Annotated in this window: 17 protein-coding genes; 11 read left to right on the top strand and 6 right to left on the bottom strand. The window is 73.0% G+C overall.

The window, feature by feature from the left end; translation table 11 throughout:
* The first annotated feature begins 58 nt into the window (after window positions 1-58).
* From LBW97_RS18390 to LBW97_RS18405, 4 genes are all read left to right on the top strand, one after another.
* Window positions 59-643, top strand: a complete 585-nt coding sequence (locus LBW97_RS18390; RefSeq protein ID WP_224500811.1) for a TerD family protein — start codon at window positions 59-61, stop codon at window positions 641-643.
* A 187-nt stretch (window positions 644-830) separates the two neighbouring features.
* The gene (locus LBW97_RS18395; protein ID WP_224500812.1) at window positions 831-1,409 is read left to right on the top strand and encodes a TerD family protein; all 579 of its coding nucleotides are present in this window, start codon (window positions 831-833) and stop codon (window positions 1,407-1,409) included.
* A 78-nt stretch (window positions 1,410-1,487) separates the two neighbouring features.
* A complete protein-coding gene (locus tag LBW97_RS18400) occupies window positions 1,488-2,666 on the top strand; it encodes a DUF475 domain-containing protein (RefSeq protein WP_224500813.1) in 1,179 nt (392 codons plus the stop codon).
* Window positions 2,667-2,847: 181 nt separating this feature from the next.
* Window positions 2,848-3,480, top strand: a complete 633-nt coding sequence (locus LBW97_RS18405) for a hypothetical protein (RefSeq protein ID WP_224500814.1) — start codon at window positions 2,848-2,850, stop codon at window positions 3,478-3,480.
* Window positions 3,481-3,516: 36 nt separating this feature from the next.
* On the opposite strand, the gene LBW97_RS18410 is transcribed toward LBW97_RS18405, so the two are convergent.
* Genes LBW97_RS18410 through LBW97_RS18430 form a run of 5 tightly spaced genes read right to left on the bottom strand, consistent with a single transcriptional unit; the run spans window position 3,517 to window position 9,285 of the window.
* Complete coding sequence (locus LBW97_RS18410) at window positions 3,517-4,932, bottom strand: VWA domain-containing protein (protein WP_224500815.1); 1,416 nt, start codon at window positions 4,930-4,932, stop codon at window positions 3,517-3,519.
* 27 nt (window positions 4,933-4,959) lie between these two features.
* Window positions 4,960-5,808 (bottom strand): hypothetical protein, encoded by an 849-nt coding sequence (locus tag LBW97_RS18415; protein ID WP_224500816.1) that lies wholly within the window; start codon window positions 5,806-5,808, stop codon window positions 4,960-4,962.
* Window positions 5,805-6,923, bottom strand: coding sequence for a cysteine protease StiP family protein (locus LBW97_RS18420; RefSeq protein ID WP_224500817.1), 1,119 nt, complete (start codon window positions 6,921-6,923; stop codon window positions 5,805-5,807). The genes LBW97_RS18415 and LBW97_RS18420 overlap by 4 nt, the downstream gene beginning before the upstream one ends.
* On the bottom strand, window positions 6,920-8,188 hold the full coding sequence (locus LBW97_RS18425) for a phosphoribosyltransferase family protein (RefSeq protein ID WP_224500818.1): 1,269 nt from the start codon (window positions 8,186-8,188) through the stop codon (window positions 6,920-6,922). The genes LBW97_RS18420 and LBW97_RS18425 overlap by 4 nt, the downstream gene beginning before the upstream one ends.
* Window positions 8,185-9,285 (bottom strand): HpcH/HpaI aldolase/citrate lyase family protein, encoded by a 1,101-nt coding sequence (locus LBW97_RS18430; RefSeq protein ID WP_224500819.1) that lies wholly within the window; start codon window positions 9,283-9,285, stop codon window positions 8,185-8,187. The genes LBW97_RS18425 and LBW97_RS18430 overlap by 4 nt, the downstream gene beginning before the upstream one ends.
* Before the next feature lie 425 nt (window positions 9,286-9,710).
* On the opposite strand from LBW97_RS18430, the gene LBW97_RS18435 reads away from it, so the two are divergent.
* The 6 genes from LBW97_RS18435 (at window position 9,711) to LBW97_RS18460 (ending at window position 17,074) form a co-directional block, all read left to right on the top strand.
* Window positions 9,711-10,931: a toxic anion resistance protein gene (locus tag LBW97_RS18435; RefSeq protein ID WP_224500820.1), complete on the top strand. Its 1,221-nt coding sequence runs from the start codon at window positions 9,711-9,713 to the stop codon at window positions 10,929-10,931.
* A 55-nt stretch (window positions 10,932-10,986) separates the two neighbouring features.
* A complete protein-coding gene (locus tag LBW97_RS18440) occupies window positions 10,987-11,475 on the top strand; it encodes a hypothetical protein (RefSeq protein WP_224500821.1) in 489 nt (162 codons plus the stop codon).
* 81 nt (window positions 11,476-11,556) lie between these two features.
* Window positions 11,557-12,111, top strand: coding sequence for a TerD family protein (locus LBW97_RS18445; RefSeq protein WP_224500822.1), 555 nt, complete (start codon window positions 11,557-11,559; stop codon window positions 12,109-12,111).
* A 176-nt stretch (window positions 12,112-12,287) separates the two neighbouring features.
* Window positions 12,288-13,184 carry a hypothetical protein gene (locus LBW97_RS18450; protein WP_224500823.1) on the top strand — a complete coding sequence of 299 codons (897 nt, stop codon included), beginning with the start codon at window positions 12,288-12,290 and terminating at the stop codon, window positions 13,182-13,184.
* Window positions 13,185-13,233: 49 nt separating this feature from the next.
* Entirely contained in the window at window positions 13,234-15,192 is a 1,959-nt protein-coding gene (locus LBW97_RS18455; RefSeq protein WP_224500824.1) for a S9 family peptidase, read from the top strand.
* Between the two features lie 295 nt (window positions 15,193-15,487).
* The gene (locus LBW97_RS18460) at window positions 15,488-17,074 is read left to right on the top strand and encodes a M28 family peptidase (protein ID WP_224500825.1); all 1,587 of its coding nucleotides are present in this window, start codon (window positions 15,488-15,490) and stop codon (window positions 17,072-17,074) included.
* A 63-nt stretch (window positions 17,075-17,137) separates the two neighbouring features.
* On the opposite strand, the gene LBW97_RS18465 is transcribed toward LBW97_RS18460, so the two are convergent.
* Window positions 17,138-17,806, bottom strand: a complete 669-nt coding sequence (locus LBW97_RS18465) for an MBL fold metallo-hydrolase (RefSeq protein WP_224500826.1) — start codon at window positions 17,804-17,806, stop codon at window positions 17,138-17,140.
* A 47-nt stretch (window positions 17,807-17,853) separates the two neighbouring features.
* Between LBW97_RS18465 and LBW97_RS18470 the strand changes: the two genes are divergently transcribed.
* On the top strand, window positions 17,854-19,305 hold the full coding sequence (locus tag LBW97_RS18470; protein WP_224500827.1) for an amidase: 1,452 nt from the start codon (window positions 17,854-17,856) through the stop codon (window positions 19,303-19,305).
* Window positions 19,306-19,402 lie beyond the last annotated feature (97 nt).

The following is a 19,402-nucleotide window of genomic DNA, read 5'->3' on the forward strand; positions in this document are numbered from 1 at the left end:
GTTCGACCTTCTCTCAGCAGACATCCGGGCGACGAGCCCGCAGGAACATGGAGGAACAGTGAGCGTCAGCCTCAGCAAGGGCGGCAACGTCTCCCTCACCAAGCAGGCCGGCTCCGCCGGTCTGTCCGCCGTCACCGTCGGCCTGGGCTGGGACGTCCGGACGACGACCGGCACGGAGTTCGACCTGGACGCCTCGGCGCTCCTGGTGAAGGCCGACGGCAAGGTGCTGTCCGACCAGCACTTCGTCTTCTACGGCAACCTCAAGAGCCCGGAGAACGCCGTCGAGCACACCGGCGACAACCTGACCGGTGAGGGCGCCGGTGACGACGAGCAGATCTCGGTCACCCTGGGCAGCGTGCCTGCGGACGTCGACAAGATCGTCTTCCCGGTGAGCATCTACGAGGCCGAGCAGCGCAACCAGAACTTCGGGCAGGTCCGCAACGCCTTCATCCGCGTCGTGAACCAGGCCAACACCGAGGAGCTGGCCCGCTACGACCTCTCCGAGGACGCCTCGACCGAGACCGCCATGGTCTTCGGCGAGCTGTACCGCAACGGTGCCGAGTGGAAGTTCCGCGCCGTCGGCCAGGGCTACGCCTCGGGCCTGGCCGGCATCGCCAAGGACTTCGGCGTCAACGTCGGCTGACCTCCCGCGCGCGGGCGCCGTCCTCCGGATCGTCCGCTCCTGCTCACCCGCGGCCGTGTCGCGTGTCCCTCGGTCGCGGGGCGAGACACGGCCGAGCCGTGACAACTACTCTGCGAGAGGCTGCACGTGGAAGCACGGCCGCAGCCGTGCGGTCGCAGCCATCCGCAGGACCCGAGGAGGAGCACACGTGGGCGTCAGTCTGACCAAGGGCGGCAACGTCTCGCTGACCAAGCAGGCACCCGCCATGACGGCGGCCCTCATCGGCCTCGGCTGGGACGCGCGTTCCACCAGCGGCGCCGCCTTCGACCTGGACGCCTCGGCCCTGCTGCTCGGGGTGGACGGCCAGATCCTCTCGGATTCGCACTTCGTCTTCTTCAACAACCTGGCCAGCCCCGAGGGCTCCGTGGAGCACACCGGGGACAACCTCACCGGCGAGGGCGAGGGCGACGACGAGGCCATCAAGGTCGACCTCGCCGGGGTGCCCGCCGAGTGCGACAAGATCGTCTTCCCGGTCAGCATCTACGAGGCCGACCAGCGCAACCAGAACTTCGGTCAGGTGCGCAACGCCTTCATCCGCGTCGTCGACCAGGCCGGGGGCGAGGAGATCGCGCGCTACGACCTCTCCGAGGACGCGTCGACGGAGACCGCCATGATCTTCGGCGAGCTGTACCGCAACAACGGCGAGTGGAAGTTCCGCGCCGTCGGCCAGGGCTACGCCTCGGGTCTGGCCGGCATCGCCAAGGACTTCGGCGTCAACGTCGGCTGATCGGCCGGGGCAGCCAGACCCCGGCACCCTGCACTTCTCCGCGGCGGCCGTGCGGCCGCCCATGACCCAAGGAATCACGTGCTCCTTCGAACGTTCGGGTGGTCCATCGGGGTCACCATCGCCAGCCTCGTCGTGGCGTTCATCTACGGCAGCTGGGAAGCCTTCGCGCTCTGCATGATCCTCGGCGTCCTCGAGGTCTCCCTCTCGTTCGACAACGCCGTCGTGAACGCGAAGGTGCTCGAGCGGATGAGCGACTTCTGGCAGAAGATCTTCCTGACCATCGGCATCCTGATCGCCGTCTTCGGCATGCGCCTGGTCTTCCCGCTGCTGATCGTCGGCGTCACCGCCAACCTGGGGCCGGTCGAGGCGATCCAGCTGGCGATGGAGAAGGGCGACCCCGAGACGCCGGGCACCTACGGGTTCCTGCTCAACGAGGCGCACCCGCTCATCGCGTCCTTCGGCGGCATGTTCCTGCTGATGCTCTTCCTCGACTGGCTGTTCGAGGAGCGTGACATCACCTGGCTGACCTGGATCGAGCGCCCCCTGGCCCGCATCGGCAAGCTCGACGCCCTCTCGGTGATCATCGCCGCGATCCTGCTGGTCCTCGCCGCGGAGTTCCTGGTCGAGGGCGAGGAGCGGGAGTCGGTGCTGATCGCCGGCCTGCTCGGTCTGATCACCTACCTCGCCGTCAACGGCCTCGGGTCGCTCTTCGAGGGCACCCAGGCCGGGGTGGACGACGACGAGTCGACCGCCGGTGTCGTGCACGGCGAGCAGGGCAAGGCCGACGACGCCGCGACGACCGTCGCCGCGCCCGAGCGCACCGGTGGGCCGTCGACGCTGGCGCGGGCCACCGGCAAGGCGGGCTTCTTCCTGTTCCTCTACCTCGAGGTCCTGGACGCGTCGTTCAGCTTCGACGGCGTGATCGGCGCCTTCGCCATCACCTCCGACCCGGTCATCATCGCGCTGGGCCTGGGCCTGATCGGCGCCATGTTCGTCCGGTCGATCACCGTCTACCTGGTCCGCCAGGGCACGCTGAGCGAGTACGTCTACCTCGAGCACGGGGCGCACTGGGCCATCGGCGCGCTGGCGGCGATCCTGCTGCTGAGCCTGCAGTGGCACATCCCGGAGCTGATCACCGGCCTGATCGGGGTCGCCTTCATCGGTGTGGCCTTCGCCGGTTCGCTGATGCGGCTGCGCAAGGACCCGCCGGAGGCGCACGCGATCCACGTCGGCACCGACGAGCACCAGAAGGTCTGACGCACACGACGGCCGGTTCCCCGCACGGGGAGCCGGCCGTCGTCGTTCCCGGGGGCCCGGGGCAACCAGCAACGCGAGCCAGAGCGACGAAAGGGACGTAGGGATGGGCATCGACTACACGAAGCGGCCACCGGCCGGAGGAGGCGCGCCCGCCGGAGGGGGCGCACCCGTCGGAGGAGGCGTGGACCTCGGCAAGGTCACGCTGACCAAGAGCGCGCCGAGCGTCTCGCTGACCAAGCGGGGCGCCACCGGCGGCGAGCTGCGGGTCAACCTCAACTGGAACGCGCGGCCGGCCGCCCCGGCCGGAGGCGGATTCCTCAAGCGGATGGCCGCCGCCGCCCAGGGCGGAATCGACCTCGACCTCGGCTGCCTCTACGAGTTCACCGACGGATCCAAGGGCGTCGTGCAGGCGCTGGGCAACGCGTTCGCGTCCCGCAACGCCTCCGGCCGGCCGATCATCACTCTCGACGGCGACGACCGGTCGGGCACCAACACGGCGGGGGAGAACCTCCGGATCGACCTGTCCCGGGTCACCGAGATCCGCCGCGTGCTCGTCTTCGCCTTCATCTACCAGGGCGTGCCGAACTGGGCCGCGGCCGACGGCGTCGTCACCATGCACCCCGCGGGCGGCGCTCCGATCGAGGTGCGCCTGGACGAGTCCGACCCGAAGGCGCCGATGTGCGCCATCGCGCTGCTGACGAACAGCGGCAACGACCTCACGGTCAACCGCGAGGTGCGCTACGTGCAGGGCGGTCAGGACGTGCTCGACCGCGAGTACGGCTGGGGCATGGAGTGGGGGCGAGGGCGCAAGTAGCGCCCCCGCCCACTGCTCCGGGCTTGTTCCCGCCGCTCAGCGCGGCGGGAGCAGCCCGCGCTCGCGTGCCTGGGTGAGCCAGCCCGGGTACTCGGTCATGAGCAGCTCGAACAGCTCGTCGTCGCTGAGCTGCATCGGGTCGTCCACGCTGAAGAAGTCCGCGTTGTCGATGAAGCGGCCGCTCATGTCGTCCAGCTCCTCCAGGAAACGGAACTCGCGGGAGGTGCCGCCGCCGCCGCCCCCGCCGCCGAAGAGGCCGCGTCGGCGGCCGCCGCCGGCGCCCAGGGCGCGGGACGACTTGCCGATGGCCATGAACTGCCAGAACAGCGGCTCGTAGCTCGAGGAGCGCACCTGCTCGCGCGTGACGTCCTCGTCGAACGTGGCGCCGTCGGTGACGAACATGACGTACACCGGCACGCGGTCCTGATAGGGAGCCTTCCGGCGCTCGTCGGAGCCGAAGTAGTGCCGGCGGATGAGGCGCATCGCCGAGCCGTAGTAGGTGCTCGACTCGAGGGGATGCCGGCGCAGGACGTCGACGGTGTACTGCCGGACGTTGCCCAGGTTCATCGTGTCGGCCTGGTGCCCCTCCCGCCCGAACAGGAAGATGTCGACCTCGCCGTCGTCGTCGAAGCGCAGCCCCAGAGCGAGGATGCGCTCCGCGAGCTGCTGGATCTTGCCGGACCGGTAGAGCCCGGCCATCGAGCCGCTGATGTCCAGGCAGAGGGCGACCCGCGCCGTGTGCTCGCCGAGCCCCTTCTTCTCCAGGCTGACGGCGGCCTTCTTGACCAGGTCCACGAGGTGCGGCGCCTCGGTCGCGGCGCGCTTCTCCAGCGAGATCTGCTTCTGCTTCTTCAGCGAGACGGCGCCTGCTGCCGGCGGGGCCGGGGGAGGAGTGCTCGCCGCGGGAGTCGCGGCCGCAGGAGCCGCAGCGGCGGGCTCCTCGGCGACGTCGATCCCGAAGTCGGTCGCCAGGCCGCCGAGGCCCGAGGCGTAGCCCTGGCCGACGGCGCGGAACTTCCACTGCCCGTTGCGGCGGTAGAGCTCGCCGAACACGAACGCCGTCTCGGTCGTGGCGTCGGAGATGTCGAAGCGGGCGATCTCCGATCCGTCCGCGGCGTCGGTCAGCCGCAGGTGCAGGCCGGGGATCTGGCCGAAGGTGCCGCTGCCGACGCTGGCCGCGACGGCGACCTTCTCGATCGCCTCCGGGAGGCCGTCGAGGTCGACCTCCACCGAGTCCTGTCCGGCAGCCCCCGCGCCGCCGGTGTGCCGGACCCCGCCCTCGGGGCTGCGCGGTTGGTTGTAGAAGACGAAGTCGGCGTCGGAGCGCACCTTGCCGTCCGAGGTGAGGAGCAGGGCGGAGGCGTCCACCTCGACGGCGGAGGCCCAGCCGAGAGAGGCGCGGACCCGCGCTGCGGTCACCGGCAGGTTGGCGCCCTTGGACATCGTCGTCATGCAGGCATCCTGCCAGCGCCGATCCGCTCAGCGGCGGGGGCGCTCACCGACCTCCGCGGCGTGCTCGAGCCAGGCGCCCACGATCTCCGCGGCAGCGGAGTGCCCGGGGGTCGCCGTGAGGATCACGTGCGGCCACGGCGGGGGTCCGGACCGGGAGATCTCGCTGCCGGCCGGCACCCAGCCCCGGTCGGCGAGCTCGAGCATCTCCGCGTCCAGCCAGGTGTCGCCCGCGGCCAGCAGTTCGGGAGCCGTGCCCAGCTCGCCGGCCAGGCGCTCGCGGACGTGGCCGATGGCGTACGCCTTGTGCAGCGCATCGGGCAGCAGGTACACCTTCGTGCCCTGGTGGGCCACCCGCCAGGAACGGGGAAGCAGCCGGGCGGTGAGCCGCTCGACCTCCTCGACGCCGAAGCGCGCGGGATCGACGATCGCGTAGCAGAACAAGTCCTCGGCGGTGTGCGCGCGCAGCACGACCTCGTCGGCGACGAGGTCGTCGAGGACTGCCCGCACCTCGGCCACCGGGGCGCACCCGGCCAGCCGGGCGGCGGTGGCCCGGGCCCAGTCCTCGTCGACGCGGCCGTGCTCGAGCACCACCCCGCCGGAGGCGGCGATCAGGAACCGCGGGGTGAACGGCAGCTCGATCCGCTGCAGCTGGCGGACCGTGCGGGTCGTCGTCGGCACCACCGTGACGGCGTCGGCGGGCATCCGGCCGAGCTCCGCCAGCCCGCTCCGCACGACGTCGGCCATCTCGCTGATGACCCGGCCCTCGTGCACCTCGACGACCGAGCGGGGGAGTCCTCCTCCCAGCACCTCGGTCGCCCGCGGGCTGAAGATCAGCGTGCGGTCGAGGTCGGTGGTCACCAGCACCGGTCCCGTCACGAGTCGGCACCTCCGAGCGGCTGGACGAGCCCGACGCAGCTGTAGGGCATGTCGGCGTGGTCGACCACCGGCACGCCGCGGGCCTCGGCGAGCATCAGCACGTGCCGGAGGGCCTCCCGCCGGTCGGGGCGGACCAGCACCTGCCAGGGCAGTCGGCGCAGCAGCACCCGGGTGGTCTCGCCGACGCTGGGCTTCACCAGGTGCCAGTCCGGCAGGCCGAACTCGGCCTGCAGCCGGCGGACGACGTCCCGGCCGGCGAAGGTCGGCGTGCGGTCGGCGGCGTACTCCGCCGGCCACCGGGCCTCGACGGCGGGGGCGACCTCGCCGAACCGCCGCGAGACGGTGTCGAGGAAGTGCGCGGAGCGGTCCTGGTCGGCGAGCTCGCGGTAGACCTTGGCGCCGTGGAACATGCCGGGCCCGATCAGCTCGTCGTTCAGCACGGTGCGGCTGACCAGCCCGCAGACCGTCGCGTTCAGGCAGGCGGAGGGGATGAGCACGTCCTCGCGGGTGCCGAAGAGCGTGGCGCAGTGCCCCGGGTCGGCGACGACCGCGAGGTCGCGCGGCAGTCGCGGTCCGCCCTCGGCCTCGTAGGCGTCGAGCGCCGAGGCCAGCTCGGTGACGATCGCGCCCTTGCCGGTCCACCCGTCGACGAAGACGACGTCGCGCGGGTCGTGCCGGGCGACGATGGAATCGAGCGCGACGGTGTCGATGCCCCGGCCGCGGACGATGCTCACCGAGTAGTGCGGCAGGTCCACGCCGTGCGCGTGCCGGGCCCAGCGCCGCATCAGGATGCCCACCGGAGTGCCGGCGCGGGCGAGGGAGACCAGCACCGGGTGCCCGTCGCGGGCGGCGAGAGCCATCTCGGTCACGACGCCGACGTGCTCGGCGATCTCCGCCGCCGAGTCGGTCAGCACCGCTTCGAACAGCTCGAGGTAGGCGTCGTCCGGGCTGTACTCGACCGGCAGCATCTCGGCGTAGTTGCGGCCGGCCTGGATGCGGGCCTCGCGCTCGGCGAGGTCGAGCTCCAGGCGGACGGAGGAGAGGTCGGTCAGCAGGAACGTGACCTCCGCCGGGTCGTAGCTGCTGCGCAGTCCCTCGGCCGGTCCGGCGGTCACGGCGTTGCCGCCGGGCAGACCTGGACGACGTGCACCGACCGGCGGGCGCTGGCGGCGAGCAGGCCGATCAGCACGTCGGTGTGCGGAGCGGCCGGCGCGTCGGTGACGAGGACGACGTCGTCGAACCCGGGCGCGTTCCCGGGCTCCGGCCGGGCGCTGGGGGCGACGTTGTACGCGTACGCCGTGCGATCGGGATCCTCGGTGGCGGGGAAGCAGAGCACCGTGCGCAGCGGATAGCCCGGCTCGTCCACGACGGCGGCCGGGCTCCGCGTGGTGGTCGACGTGCGCACGTCCTCGCCCAGGGCCGCGGCCAGCCGCTGGGGGAGGTACATGAACTCCTCGTCGCCGAGGACGAGGGTCCGCGCGTCCCGGTGGACGGGGAGCGCCGCGGCGACGGCGCCGACCGTGTCGGCCAGCAGCCCCTCGCAGGCGCCGTTCCAGCCCTGTGCCGCGAGGGTCGGCAGCCCGGCGGGGAGGTCGAGGGTCCACCGCAGCACGGGAACCGGCTCGCCGGCCGGGAGCGGTGCGGCGGGCAGGGAGTCCAGCAGCCGGGCCGCACGGTCGAGCACGTTCGCCGGCGTGCGCACCGACCCGGAGAGCAGCGCGACGCTGACGACCGAGGCGCCCAGGCCGGCGGCGAACGCGTCGAGGTCCCGGTGCTGCTCGTCGGTGCGGGAGTCCAGCAGGCTGGCGACGACGTACCGGCTGCGCGGCCAGACCGCGTGCAGGGCACGGATCGCGTTGATCGCCGTCCGGCCGGTGCTGATCTCGTCGTCGACCAGGACCAGCGGCGCGTCGGCGCGCATGGCGGTCTCGTCGACGACGCCGTCGGGCAGGAGTGCGAGGCCCTGGAAGGTGGCGTGGCTGTGCTCCTCGCGGAACTCCAGGACGGCGGCGCCCGCGGGGGTCGGCCGGCGGGTCGTGTGCAGGTAGGGAGCCTGCCGGCCGTCGACGTCCGCGACGGCGGCGACCGCGTGGCCCAGGGCGGTGGCGGTCTCGGCGAACCCGACGACGACCGGCGTCCGCCCGTCGCAGGCCGCTCGGACCAGGTCGCCGAGCAGGTGCCCGGTGCCGAGCACGTCGGCCACCCGGGCGGGCACGTGCTTGCCGAGGAGCCGGGAGACCAGCAGCTGCGCGCGCAGCGGGTTGCGCCGCAGGCCCAGCTCGATGCTGTCCGCGACCCCGGCTGCGGCCCCGCCGGCACGCGCACGGACGTCGAGATCGATGTCGAGCCGGGTGGCGACCCAGCCCGCCTTTCCGCTCACGCCTGACCCTCGTCGACGTGCAGGAGGTCGACGAACGTCCGGTCCTCGTGCAGCGCGCCGAACACCGACGCGCGCCGCAGCGTGTGGGTGGCCCAGCGGGCGTGCGGCCGGCTCTCGATCATCCTGGTCGCGCCGACGTTGCCGGTGACGCCGCCGCCGGTCATCTGGAGGGTCGTGCGCGCGTCCTCCAGCTCCTCGTGGGTGACGACGTAGAGGGCGTGCACCGGCCGGACGTGCGAGGGGTGGATCACCGTCTTGCCGACGATGCCGGTCGCCTTGTCCAGCACCACCTCCCGCATCAGGCCGTCGAGGTCGTGCCGGATCAGGTCCCCGCGCAGCTCCGGGGCACCGGGGAGGTCCGGGCGGCCGAACGGCGTCTGGCGCAGCTGCGGCTTGAAGAGGCGCTGGGTGCCGGTGAAGTGCTCCCAGACGGCGCCGGTGACGGTGAAGCGGTCGTCCCGTGCGAAGACGTTCACGATGTCGGCCAGCGCCTCGCGGACCAGGGCGAGGTCCCAGATCGTGAGGTCGCGGCCGCGCCGGAGACCGTAGAGGCCGCAGAGGTCGGTGGCGCCGATGCGCACGGCCAGCACCGAGTCCTCGTGCTCGGCCAGCAGGTCCCGCAGGCGGAGCAGCTCGGGCAGGCGGGTCTCGGCGAAGAGCACCTCCCCGGTCTCCAGGACAGGCATGCCGTAGAGCGGGAGCGCCGTGGCGGCCCGGGCCTCGGCGAGCGCCGTCAGGTAACCCTCGGCGACGGCGGCGGTGAACTTCGGGAAGACGAAGCCGGTCAGCACGGCGGCGGCCGGCCCCAGCTGCGCGACGAGGGTCCGCACCTGGTCGGGGTGGCGCACCCGCACGAACAGCTGGGGCAGCTCCTCGTCGCTCCCGTGCAGGGTCCGCAGCTGGGTGACGACGTTGCGCTCCGCGGCGAGGACCTCGTCGTCACGGATCGCGTCCTCGAGGCAGAGCACGGCGGAGGCGACGCCCTCGTTCACCAGGTGCCCGATGCGCGCGGCGTAGTCCTGGCGCGTTCCCGGGGTGTAGAGCGTCGCCCCGAGGGCGACGGCGAGGGTCCGCCGGTCGGTCCGGGCGTCGAACACCTGTGGAGGTTCTTGGAAGAGCGCGGCCCGTTGCTCCGGTGTCAGGAACCCGAAATGCCGCACTCTTCCTCCTCTCGTCCGGCGCGCGGATGCCCGCCGGTGGAGCACGGTGGCCGGTGATTCCGGCTCCTGATGCCCGGAGCGAGACTACGGGCGGGGGCACCGGCGCCGGTCCCCGTCGAGGTCGTCCCGGAGGTGAGGACCGCGCGGAGGTGATCGGGCGGGCGTCCGGCGCCCCGGGGAGCCGTGACACCGGTCGTATCCTGCGTCGAAAGAGTTCGAATCGTCCGCGTCGCGTGTTAGACAAACGGTTGCAGGCCGGATGCTCCCGTCCTGCAACCGACTGTCCGCTGCCGCACCCCGTCCACCCGGGCGGAGCGGCGTCGACACGGCCGGCGCCACCGCGTCTTCGAGGAGTGACCTCCATGTCCGAACTGGACCTCGGCTCCACCTCCGCCCCCAACGCGGGGACCGGCGCGGCTCCCGCGGCGGGCGGCCTGGTGCTGGCGCCGCCGCAGGCAGTGGTCGTCGTCGCGCCCGACCAGGCGCCCTCCGCCGTGCCGATCGAGGACGCGAAGCAGGCGGAGCTGCAGGCCAAGGCGACGGCGTTCGTCGCCGACCTGGTGTCGCTGGACACGAAGTCGCCGGCGTTCTCGGAGAAGGTCGGGTCCATCACCGCCCTCGGCGAGCGCGAGATGCGGGCCTCGGCCTCCGTCTCCAACCGCATGCTCGAGCGCCCGGCCGCGGCGATGGGCAAGGGCAAGGTCGACGCCCAGACCAAGGTCTCGAACACCCTCGTCGACCTCCGCCAGACGGTCACCGAGCTGGACCCGAACCGCGCCGACCTCACCGGCGTGAAGAAGGTCCTGAAGTGGCTGCCCGGCGGCGACAAGATCGACCGGTACTTCGCCAAGTACCAGTCGGCCCAGTCGCACCTGAACTCGATCATCAAGGCCCTGGACTCCGGTCAGGACGAGCTGCGCAAGGACAACGCGGCCATCGAGACCGAGAAGGCCAACATGTGGTCGATGATGGGCAAGCTGCGGGAGTACAACGAGCTCGCCGCCGCCCTCGACGCCGCGCTGGAAAACAAGGTCGCCGAGCTGGAGGCGGCAGGGCGCACGGAGGACGCCAACACCGTCCGCTCCGACGCGCTGTTCCCCGTCCGACAGCGGCGGCAGGACATCATGACCCAGATGGCGGTCGCGGTTCAGGGCTACATGGCGCTGGACCTCATCCGCCGCAACAACCTGGAGCTCATCCGCGGCGTGGACCGCGCGCAGACCACCACCATCGCGGCGCTGCGCACCGCCGTCATGGTCTCCCAGGCGCTGAGCCGGCAGAAGCTGGTGCTCGACCAGATCACCGCGCTGAACACGGTGACCTCGCACCTCATCGAGTCGACGTCCGAGCAGCTGCGGATCCAGGGCACGGCGATCAACCAGCAGGCCGCGTCCTCGACCGTCGACGTCGCCAAGCTGCAGGCCGCCTTCGACAACGTGTTCGCGACGATGGACGCCGTCGACACGTTCCGGGCGCAGGCGATCGACTCGATGGCGCAGACGGTCCAGGCGCTGGAGGGGCAGATCCAGCGGGCCCAGCCCTACCTCGAGCGCACCCGACAGAACGAAATCGCCGGCAACTGAGCGCGGCCCGTCCCGCGGCGCCGCCGGGGGACGGCACGAGAGGGGTGAGCAGGGCGTGGCGTGGTTCCGGCGGTCCCAGGCGCCGGCTGTCTCCCCGCAGGGTCCCGTTGCGGACCCCGGGGACAGCCCGGACGCCCTGCGGGCAGCGCTGGCGTCGGTCAACCGCCTGATCAACGCCTCCGCCGGGCGGCTGCCGCTGCGGGCCGTCGTCACGGCCCGCCGGATCACCGACGTCCTGGCGGAGGTCGTCGACACCTCGGAGATCCGGCCGCTGGACGTCTACGCCACGATCTCGGTCCGGGGCGCCGTGGGCGACTACCTGCCCACCACGCTGCGCAGCTACCTGGCCGTGGACGAGGACCTCGTCGACGTGCCGCGGCCGTCGGGGGCCACCCCCACCCAGTCGCTCCTCGAACAGCTGGACGCGCTGGAGGACTCCGCCGTGGCGGTCCTGCAGGCGACCCAGGCCCAGGACGTCGACGCGCTCATGACGCAGGGCAGCTTCCTGCGAACCAAGTTCTCCGGATCGGACCTTGACCTGTGATGACCGACCTTGTGATGACCGACCCTGTGATGACCGACCTGTGATGACCAGCCCTGTGACGGCTGACCGCTGATGCCTCCGATGAGCCGCGGGGCGAACGTGCCCCTCACGCGCGAGATCCCTGGACTGAGGCAGATCGTCGTCGGCGTCTCGTGGAACGGGAACGCCGAGCCGGTGCTGCAGGACAACCTGGTGATGGCCGCCGTCCTCTGCGACCAGACGAACAAGGCACTCTCCGCCGAGCACTTCGTCTTCTTCAACCAGCTGACGTCGCCCGACCTGTCCGTGAGCCGGCTGGAGAAGGCGCTGGCCGACGAGCAGGAGCAGGTGGAGATCGACCTGCCGGATGTGCCGCCCGAGGTGAACCGGGTGGCGTTCGTGCTCTTCGTGAACGAGGGGACGGCGGCGCGGCGGACCCTGGGCCAGCTCCGGCAGCTCACCGTGGGCGTCCGTGACGGATCCGACAACCGCGAGCTGGTCCGCTCGGAGAACCTGGCGCCGGCGCTGTCCACGGAGACGGCCCTGGTCCTCGGCGAGGTGTACCGCCACCGCAGCGACTGGAAGTTCAAGGTCGTCGGGGAGGGCTACGCCAGCGGGATCACCGGGGTCGCCTCGGACTACGGCCTGCCGCTGTGACCGGTCGCGATCCGGCCACCGCACCTCGACGCACCGACCTCGGCTGGCTCCGCCACCGGAGCCTGCGCCCGGCTCCCGGCGCGGCTGCGCCAGCGGTTCCGCGCCGTGCTCCGTCCCCGACGCCCGCTCCGACGCCGACGCCTGCTCCGCCTCCGCCACCTTCGCCGGCCCGGCCGGTGAGCAACGATCTCGACCTGTCCGCGTCGGCCACCCCCGCTCCCCGGCGGGGAAGCGGGGACCTCGACCTGTCCGCCCCGGCAGCTCCGGCGGCTCCGGCGCCCTCGTCGGGGCTCGACCTGTCCGCCCCCGCGCCGTCCGCCGATCTCGACCTGTCCACGTCGACGCCTGCGCAGCCCGCCCCGTCGGCCGGCGCCGGCTTCCTCGACCTCTTCCCGGACCCGCCCGCCGCAGCGCCGCCCACGCCCGCGCCGGGGGCCGCGACCCCGGCCGCCGCGCGCCGTCCCGGCCGGTCGACGCGGGAGAAGCCGACGTCCTGGCGCCCGGTGCCGCGGGTGGCTGCCCGCGGGCGGGTCATCCTCACCCCCCGGGACCCGACGGTGACCCTGAACCGGCTGCAGAGCGGGATCGGAGCCCTCACCGTCGAGGCGATCTGCTCACCGGCGGTGGGCGACGTCAGCCTCGGGGCGCTGTTCGAGCTCGCGGACGGCTCGTCGTCGGTGGTCGAGCGGCAGCGCGGGCTGGTCACGGGCCCGCCGGGCTCGGTCTCGCCGGTCCTGACCGCCGACCGCGAGGAGTTCGAGCAGCTGATCGTGGACCTGCGGCAGACGCAGCGCCTGCGCCGGCTGCTGGTCTACGCCGTCTCGGAGTCCGGCCGGGAGCTGAACTGGGGCGGCACGCTGCTCACCCGCACCTTCGGAGGGGCGCGGGTCGAGCTGCCCCTGGACCTGGGGGTGCACCGCGGCCCGGTGGCGCTTCTCTCGCTGTACGCCGTCGACGGCGAGTTCGTCCTGCGGGCGGAGACCGAGCGGATCACCGGCGCCGTCCGGGACGTCGCGCGGGCCTACGGCTACGACCGGATCACCTGGGCCGACGACCGGACGCCCGTCGTCTGAGCCGCGGAGCGGACGAGGGGCGCTCGGGCCGGGCGGATAGCGTCCTGGCATGCGCCCGAACGATCTCGCGCTCCTCCGCGTCCCTGGGACGCCGACCGTCTCGCCGGACGGACGCATCGCCGTCGTCGGCGTGAGCTGGCCGGATCTCGAGGCGGACGAGTACCGCAGTCAGCTCTGGGCCGTGCCCACCGACGCCTCCGGTCCGGCCCGGCCGATCACGTCGGGGCAGCGGGACACCGACCCCGCCTTCTCCCCGGACGGCCGCTGGCTGGCCTACCTCGGAGCCGAGCCCGGCGGAAAGCCGCAGGTGCTGCTCCTGCCCGCGGCCGGCGGCGCGCCCCGGCGGCTCACCTCGCACCACCTCGGCGCAGGCGCCCCCGTGTGGTCGCCGGACTCCCGCCGGCTCGCCTACGTCGCCCGGGTTCCCGAGCACGGCCGGTACGGCACCGTCGAGGAGGTGACGCCCGCCGCGGAGCCCCCGCGGCTGATCACCACGCTGCAGTACCGGCGCGACGGCGTCGGCTTCACCGGCGACCGCCCGAGCCAGGTCTTCGTCGTCGAGCTGCCGGCGGACTTCGCCGACGACACCGCGCCGTCGCCCGAGCCCGTGCAGGTCACCACCGGCACGGCCGACTGCGAGGACGTCACCTGGCACCCCGACGGCGCCGGGCTGGCGTTCGTCTCCTCGCGGCATCCGCGGGCCGAGCGCGACCTGGTGACCGACGTCTACGCCGTCGCCGTCGACGGCACCGGCCTGCGCCGGCTGACCGAGGCCCGGGGCGGTTGCTCCCGTCCGGCGTACACGGCCGATGGTGCGTCCGTCGTGCTCACCGCCATGCCCGACCTCGGACCCGAGGGACTGGACTTCGTGGCCCGGCAGGCGGTGCCCTGCGTCGTGCCGGCCGACGGCGGTCCTCTGCGGCCGCTGCTGGACCCGGAGGAGTACCAGCGCGGTGACGCGACGCCGACGACCGTGCTCGCCGGGGACGCCGTGCTCGTCGGCGTGGAGCGGCGCGGAGCGGTGGAGCTGCTCCGGGTTCCGTTGGCGGGCGGCGGGCCCGGGACGGTCGTCGACGGAGCGTTCGCCGTCCGCGGGGTCGCGGCCGCGGGCGATGTCGTCGTCGCGACCGTGGCGCACGACCGGTCGGCGGGGGAGCTGCTGGCGATCACGCCGGGCGGACGGCGACTCCTGACCGGCTTCGGCCGCGAGCTCGGCGCCACCGGGCGGCTGCACCGCCCGAGCGAGCGGACGGCTTCGGCGTCCGACGGGTATCCGGTCCACGGCTGGGTCACCACGCCGCCGGGACCGGGTCCCCACCCGGTGCTGCTCACGGTGCACGGCGGCCCGTTCGCCCAGTACGAGCGCAGCCTGTTCGACGAGACCCAGGTCTACGTCTCCGCGGGATACGCCGTGGTGCAGTGCAACCCGCGCGGGTCCTCCGGCTACGGCGCCGCACACGGCCGGGCCATCCGGGAGGGCTGGGGCGGTCTCGACGCCGACGACGTGCTCGCCTTCCTCGACGGGGCGCTCGAGGACCAGGCCCTGGACGCTGACCGCGTCGGGATCATGGGCGGCTCGTACGGGGGCTACCTCACCGCGCTGCTGCTGAGCCGGACCGACCGGTTCGTGGCCGCCGTGGTGGAGCGGGCGTTCACGGATCCGGTGAGCTTCGTCGGCTCGTCCGACATCGGGTGGTACTTCGCGGACCAGTACCTGGGCACGGATCCGACGCGGATCGCGGCGCAGAGCGCGATGGCGCAGGCATCGGCCGTCACGACGCCCACGCTGGTCATCCACTCGGAGGAGGACTGGCGGACGCCGCTGGAGCAGGGGCAGCGGTTCTTCGTGGAGCTGCAGCGCCGCGGTGTGCCCTCCGAGCTGCTGGTGTTCCCCGGCGAGGGGCACGAGCTGTCCCGGTCGGGACGGCCGCGGCACCGGCTGGCCCGCTTCGAGCACATCCTGCGCTGGTGGGCGCGTTGGCTGCCGGCGACACAGTCCGGAGAGTGACCGAACGTGACCCTCGGCTACTGAGCGTCCGACCGACCCGGATGGCGTGTCGCCCGCGACCGAGGCCCGAAAGTCCAGCTCAGCGCCGCGGTTCGGGGCTGACGAGAAGCGGTCGCAGCGCTGGGTGACGATTTCGTTCCGGTGTGCGACCGGTCGCTGCGCGGGTGAGGGTCGATCACCGACCCAGGTCGGCCCGGCGCGGTCCCCCCGCGCCGGAATCCGAGCGAAGGGACCCAGCGTGAGCGAACGACGGACCACGTCCGCACGGCGGACGACATCCCGAGCCGTTGCGGTCGTGAGCAGTGGAGCGCTGCTGGCGATGGCACTGCCCGCGACGATGGCCACCGCGGCACCGGGCAACGCCTGCGACAACCGGAGCAACAACTCCTACGACAAGCTGCTGCAGTGCGTCACGACCGAGGGCGTGCTCGAGCACATGCAGGCGTTCCAGCGGATCGCCGAGGAGAGCACCGATCCGGTCTACCCGGGCTCGCGGGCCTCCGGCACCACCGGTTACCAGGCCAGCGTCGACTACGTCGCCGGGCTGCTCGAGGACGCCGGCTACACGGTCACCCTGGACGAGGTCCCGATCACCTTCGACTACCCCTCGACGCTGACGCAGCTCTCCCCGACGCGGGCCGAGCACCCCAACGCGATCGCGGCCGGCTCCGGCTACACCACCGTCGAGGGCCGGGTCATCCCGGTGGATCTGAACCTGGAGGGGGACCGGGCCAACACCAGCGGCTGCCAGGCGGACGACTTCGCCGGCCTCGACTTCACCGGCGACCAGGACATCGCGCTCGTCCAGCGCGGGACCTGCAGCTTCGAGGAGAAGGCCACCTTCGCCGAGGCTGCCGGCGCCGAGGCCGTCGTCATCATGAACCAGGGCAACACCCCCGCGGACGACCGGCAGGGCGTCATCAACCCGACGCTCGGGACCTATCAGGCGGAGGGCCCGGTCGTCGGCACGAGCTTCGCCGCCGGCGAGGCCCTGGCCGCGCCCGGCGCCACCGCGCGCATCGTGCTCGTCGAGCCGGATGAGCGCATCGACTACAACGTGATCGCCGAACTGCCGGGGAAGAACGCCGACAACGTCGTCATGGCCGGCGCCCACCTCGACAGCGTGGCCGCCGGGCCGGGCATCAACGACGACGGCTCCGGCTCCGCGGCCCTGCTGGAGACGGCGCTGCTGATGGCGAAGTCCAACACCCCGAACACGCTGCGGTTCGGATGGTGGGCCGCCGAGGAGTCCGGCCTGATCGGCTCGACCGACTACGTCACCGGGCTCTCGCCCGAGGAGCGCGAGCGCATCGCGCTGTACATGAACTACGACATGGTCGCCTCACCGAACTACTACCTCGGTGTCTACGACGCGAACGAGTCGACCTTCCCCGCCCCGGTGGTCGTCCCGCCGGGCTCCGAGGCCATCGAGGCCGTCTACGAGGGCTACTACACCGAGGTCGGCCAGCCCTACGACGACAGCGAGTTCTCCGGCCGCAGCGACTACCAGGCGTTCATCGACAACGGCATCCCGTCCGGTGGTCTCTTCACCGGCGCCGAGGTGCGGAAGACGCCGCAGCAGCAGGCGATCTGGGGCGGCACGGCGGGGGAGCAGTTCGACCCCTGCTACCACCTGGCGTGCGACGACATCACCAACTACGACGCCGAGGCGCTCGAGGTGAACAGCGACCTGATCGCCTACGCGATGCTGCACTTCGGCTACTCGACCCAGGCCGTGAACGGCGTTCCGGGCCAGAAGGTCCCGGGCCGGGCGTCCACCCTTCCGGCCCCGGCCGGGCCGGAGTACACCTTCGCCGGCGGCGGCGGCGGTCTCGCGCACGACCACCTGCACGATCACGACGTCGAGCGCGACAGCGCCTGACGATCGGGCGAGCAACGGCGGCGGGGTCGGTCTGCGGACCGGCCCCGCCGTCGCGTGCCCGGGCTACCAGCCGCGCTCGCGCCACTCCGGCAGCGACGGGCGCTCGGCGCCGATGGTGGTGTCCCTGCCGTGCCCCGGGTAGACCCACGCGTCGTCGGGCAGGGTGCCGAACAGCCGCTGCTCCACGTCGTCGATCAGGCTGGCGAACCGCGCCGCGTCCTTCTGGGTGTTGCCGACGCCGCCCGGGAAGAGGCTGTCGCCGGTGAAGACGTGCACTCCGGCGTCGCCGGGGCCCCGCCAGACGAGCGCGATGCTGCCCGGGGTGTGCCCGCGGAGGTGCACGACCTCGAGGACCTGGTCGCCCACGGGCACGGTGTCGCCGTGCTCGACGGGGCGCTGCACGGGGACCGGGAGGTCGGCGGCGTCCGCGGGGTGCGCCACCGGAACCGCCCCGGTCGCCTCGACGACCTCGGGCAGTGCGCGGTGGTGGTCCCAGTGCCCGTGCGTGGTGACGACGGTGCGCACGTCGACGTCGCCGATGAGCGCGCGCAGGGTGTCGGGCTCGGCGGCGGCGTCGATCAGCAGCGCCTCGCCGGTGGCGGTGCAGCGGAGCAGGTAGGCGTTGTTCGCCATCTCGCTGACCGCGACCTTGGTGATGGTCAGGCCGGGCAGTTCGCGGACGTCGGCGGGGCCGCCCACCTCGACGTCCCCGGTGTAGGTGGAGGTGCTCATCCGGACTCCGTTCGGAAAGTGTCGGCGGACGCCGTTACGGTCCAGTCATGGACGCTAGCGGAGGTGTCGGCACTGCTCGGGACACTGCTCAGGGCATTGCTCAGGACACTGCCGGGACACGGGCAGGGATCGTCGGGCTGTCGGCCACGGAGATCGCCGCGCGGGTGCACGCCGGGGAGCTGACCGCGGTCGAGGTCGTCCGCGCGCACCTGGACCACATCGACGCGGTCGACGCGCGCATCGGCGCCTTCCGGGTGGTCCGCCGGGAGGCGGCCCTGGCCGAGGCAGCGGCGGTCGACGCCAGCCCGGCCCGCTTCGCGCTGCCGCTGGCCGGGGTGCCGGTGGCGATCAAGGACAATGTCGCGGTGTCGGGGGAGACCTGCACCGACGGGTCACCCGCACGTACCGCCGGCCCCGAGGACCGGGACCACCCGGTGGTCCGGCGGCTGCGCAAGGCCGGTGCCGTCGTCGTCGGCATCACCCGGGCACCCGAGCTCTGCCTCTACGCCGCCACGGACGGGCCGGGGACCGTGACCCGCAACCCCTGGGACACCGCGCTCTCACCCGCCGGCAGCTCCGGCGGCAGCGCCGCGGCCGTCGCCTCCGGCTCGGTGCCGATCGCGCACGGGAACGACGGCATGGGCTCGCTCCGGCTGCCGGCCGCCGCCTGCGGCCTGGTGACCCTCAAGCCCGGCCGCGGCGTCGTCCCCGGCGGCATCGGCGCCGACGACTGGTCCGGCATGGCGGTGAACGGCGCCCTGGCCACCACCGTGGCCGACCTCGCCGTCACCCACGCGGTCATGGCGGGGGAGGAGCCGGGCGGATCGGGCGACCCGGGCCGGCCGCTGCGGATCGCGGTGAGCAGCCGCTCACCGGTCCCCGGAGTGCGCGCCGACGCCGCGACCCGCGCCACCCTCGACGCCGTCGTCGCCCAGCTGCGGGCCGCCGGGCACGTCGTCGTCCGCCGGAACCCGCCGATCACGCCCGCGGCGGCGGCCGGCGCTCTCGTCCGCTGGATGGCCGGCGCGGAGGACGACGCCGAGTTCCTGGGCATCGACCGCGCCGCCCTCCAGCCGCGCAGCCGCACGCACGCCCGGCTCGGCCGCGTGGTCCGCCGCCTCGGTCTGGTCCGCCCGAGCACGCAGGAGCGCTTCCGCGAGCAGATGATCGGCTTCTTCGACGACGTCGACCTGCTCCTCACCCCGGTGACCACCGGCCCGCCGCTGCCCGCCCGGCCCTGGCACGAGCGCGGCTTCCTGGCCAACATCACGGCCAACGCCCGCTGGGCGCCGTGGACCGCCGCCTGGAACCTCGCAGGGCTCCCGGCGACGGTCCTCCCGGCCGGCACGCGGCCGGCCGGGCCGCCCGTGCCCGTCCAGTTCGTCGGGCCGCCGGGTGCCGAAGGCCGACTACTGTGGATGGCCGGAGAGCTGGAGCGGCGGCTGCCCTGGCGGCGGTACGCCCCGACCTTCGACCCCACCACCGCTGCGACCGGCTGACCGCCGTCCGGGCGGTGACCCGGGCGCAGCTCACACCTCCGGGCGGACGACCGCGGCCTGCCCCGTCGTTGCTCCTGGAGGACCGCGACCGGGCCCC

It is taken from the genome of Blastococcus sp. LR1 (assembly GCF_020166105.1).
Lineage (GTDB): Bacteria > Actinomycetota > Actinomycetes > Mycobacteriales > Geodermatophilaceae > Blastococcus.

Excerpts from the sequence above, each read along its gene's own strand:
- LBW97_RS18410 (WP_224500815.1), bottom strand. The coding sequence starts at position 4,932 with ATGACGACGATGTCCAAGGGCGCCAACCTGCCGGTGACCGCAGCGCGG.
- LBW97_RS18435 (WP_224500820.1), top strand. The coding sequence starts at position 9,711 with ATGTCCGAACTGGACCTCGGCTCCACCTCCGCCCCCAACGCGGGGACC.
- LBW97_RS18445 (WP_224500822.1), top strand. The coding sequence starts at position 11,557 with ATGAGCCGCGGGGCGAACGTGCCCCTCACGCGCGAGATCCCTGGACTG.
- LBW97_RS18455 (WP_224500824.1), top strand. The coding sequence starts at position 13,234 with ATGCGCCCGAACGATCTCGCGCTCCTCCGCGTCCCTGGGACGCCGACC.
- LBW97_RS18465 (WP_224500826.1), bottom strand. The coding sequence starts at position 17,806 with ATGAGCACCTCCACCTACACCGGGGACGTCGAGGTGGGCGGCCCCGCC.
- LBW97_RS18470 (WP_224500827.1), top strand. The coding sequence starts at position 17,854 with ATGGACGCTAGCGGAGGTGTCGGCACTGCTCGGGACACTGCTCAGGGC.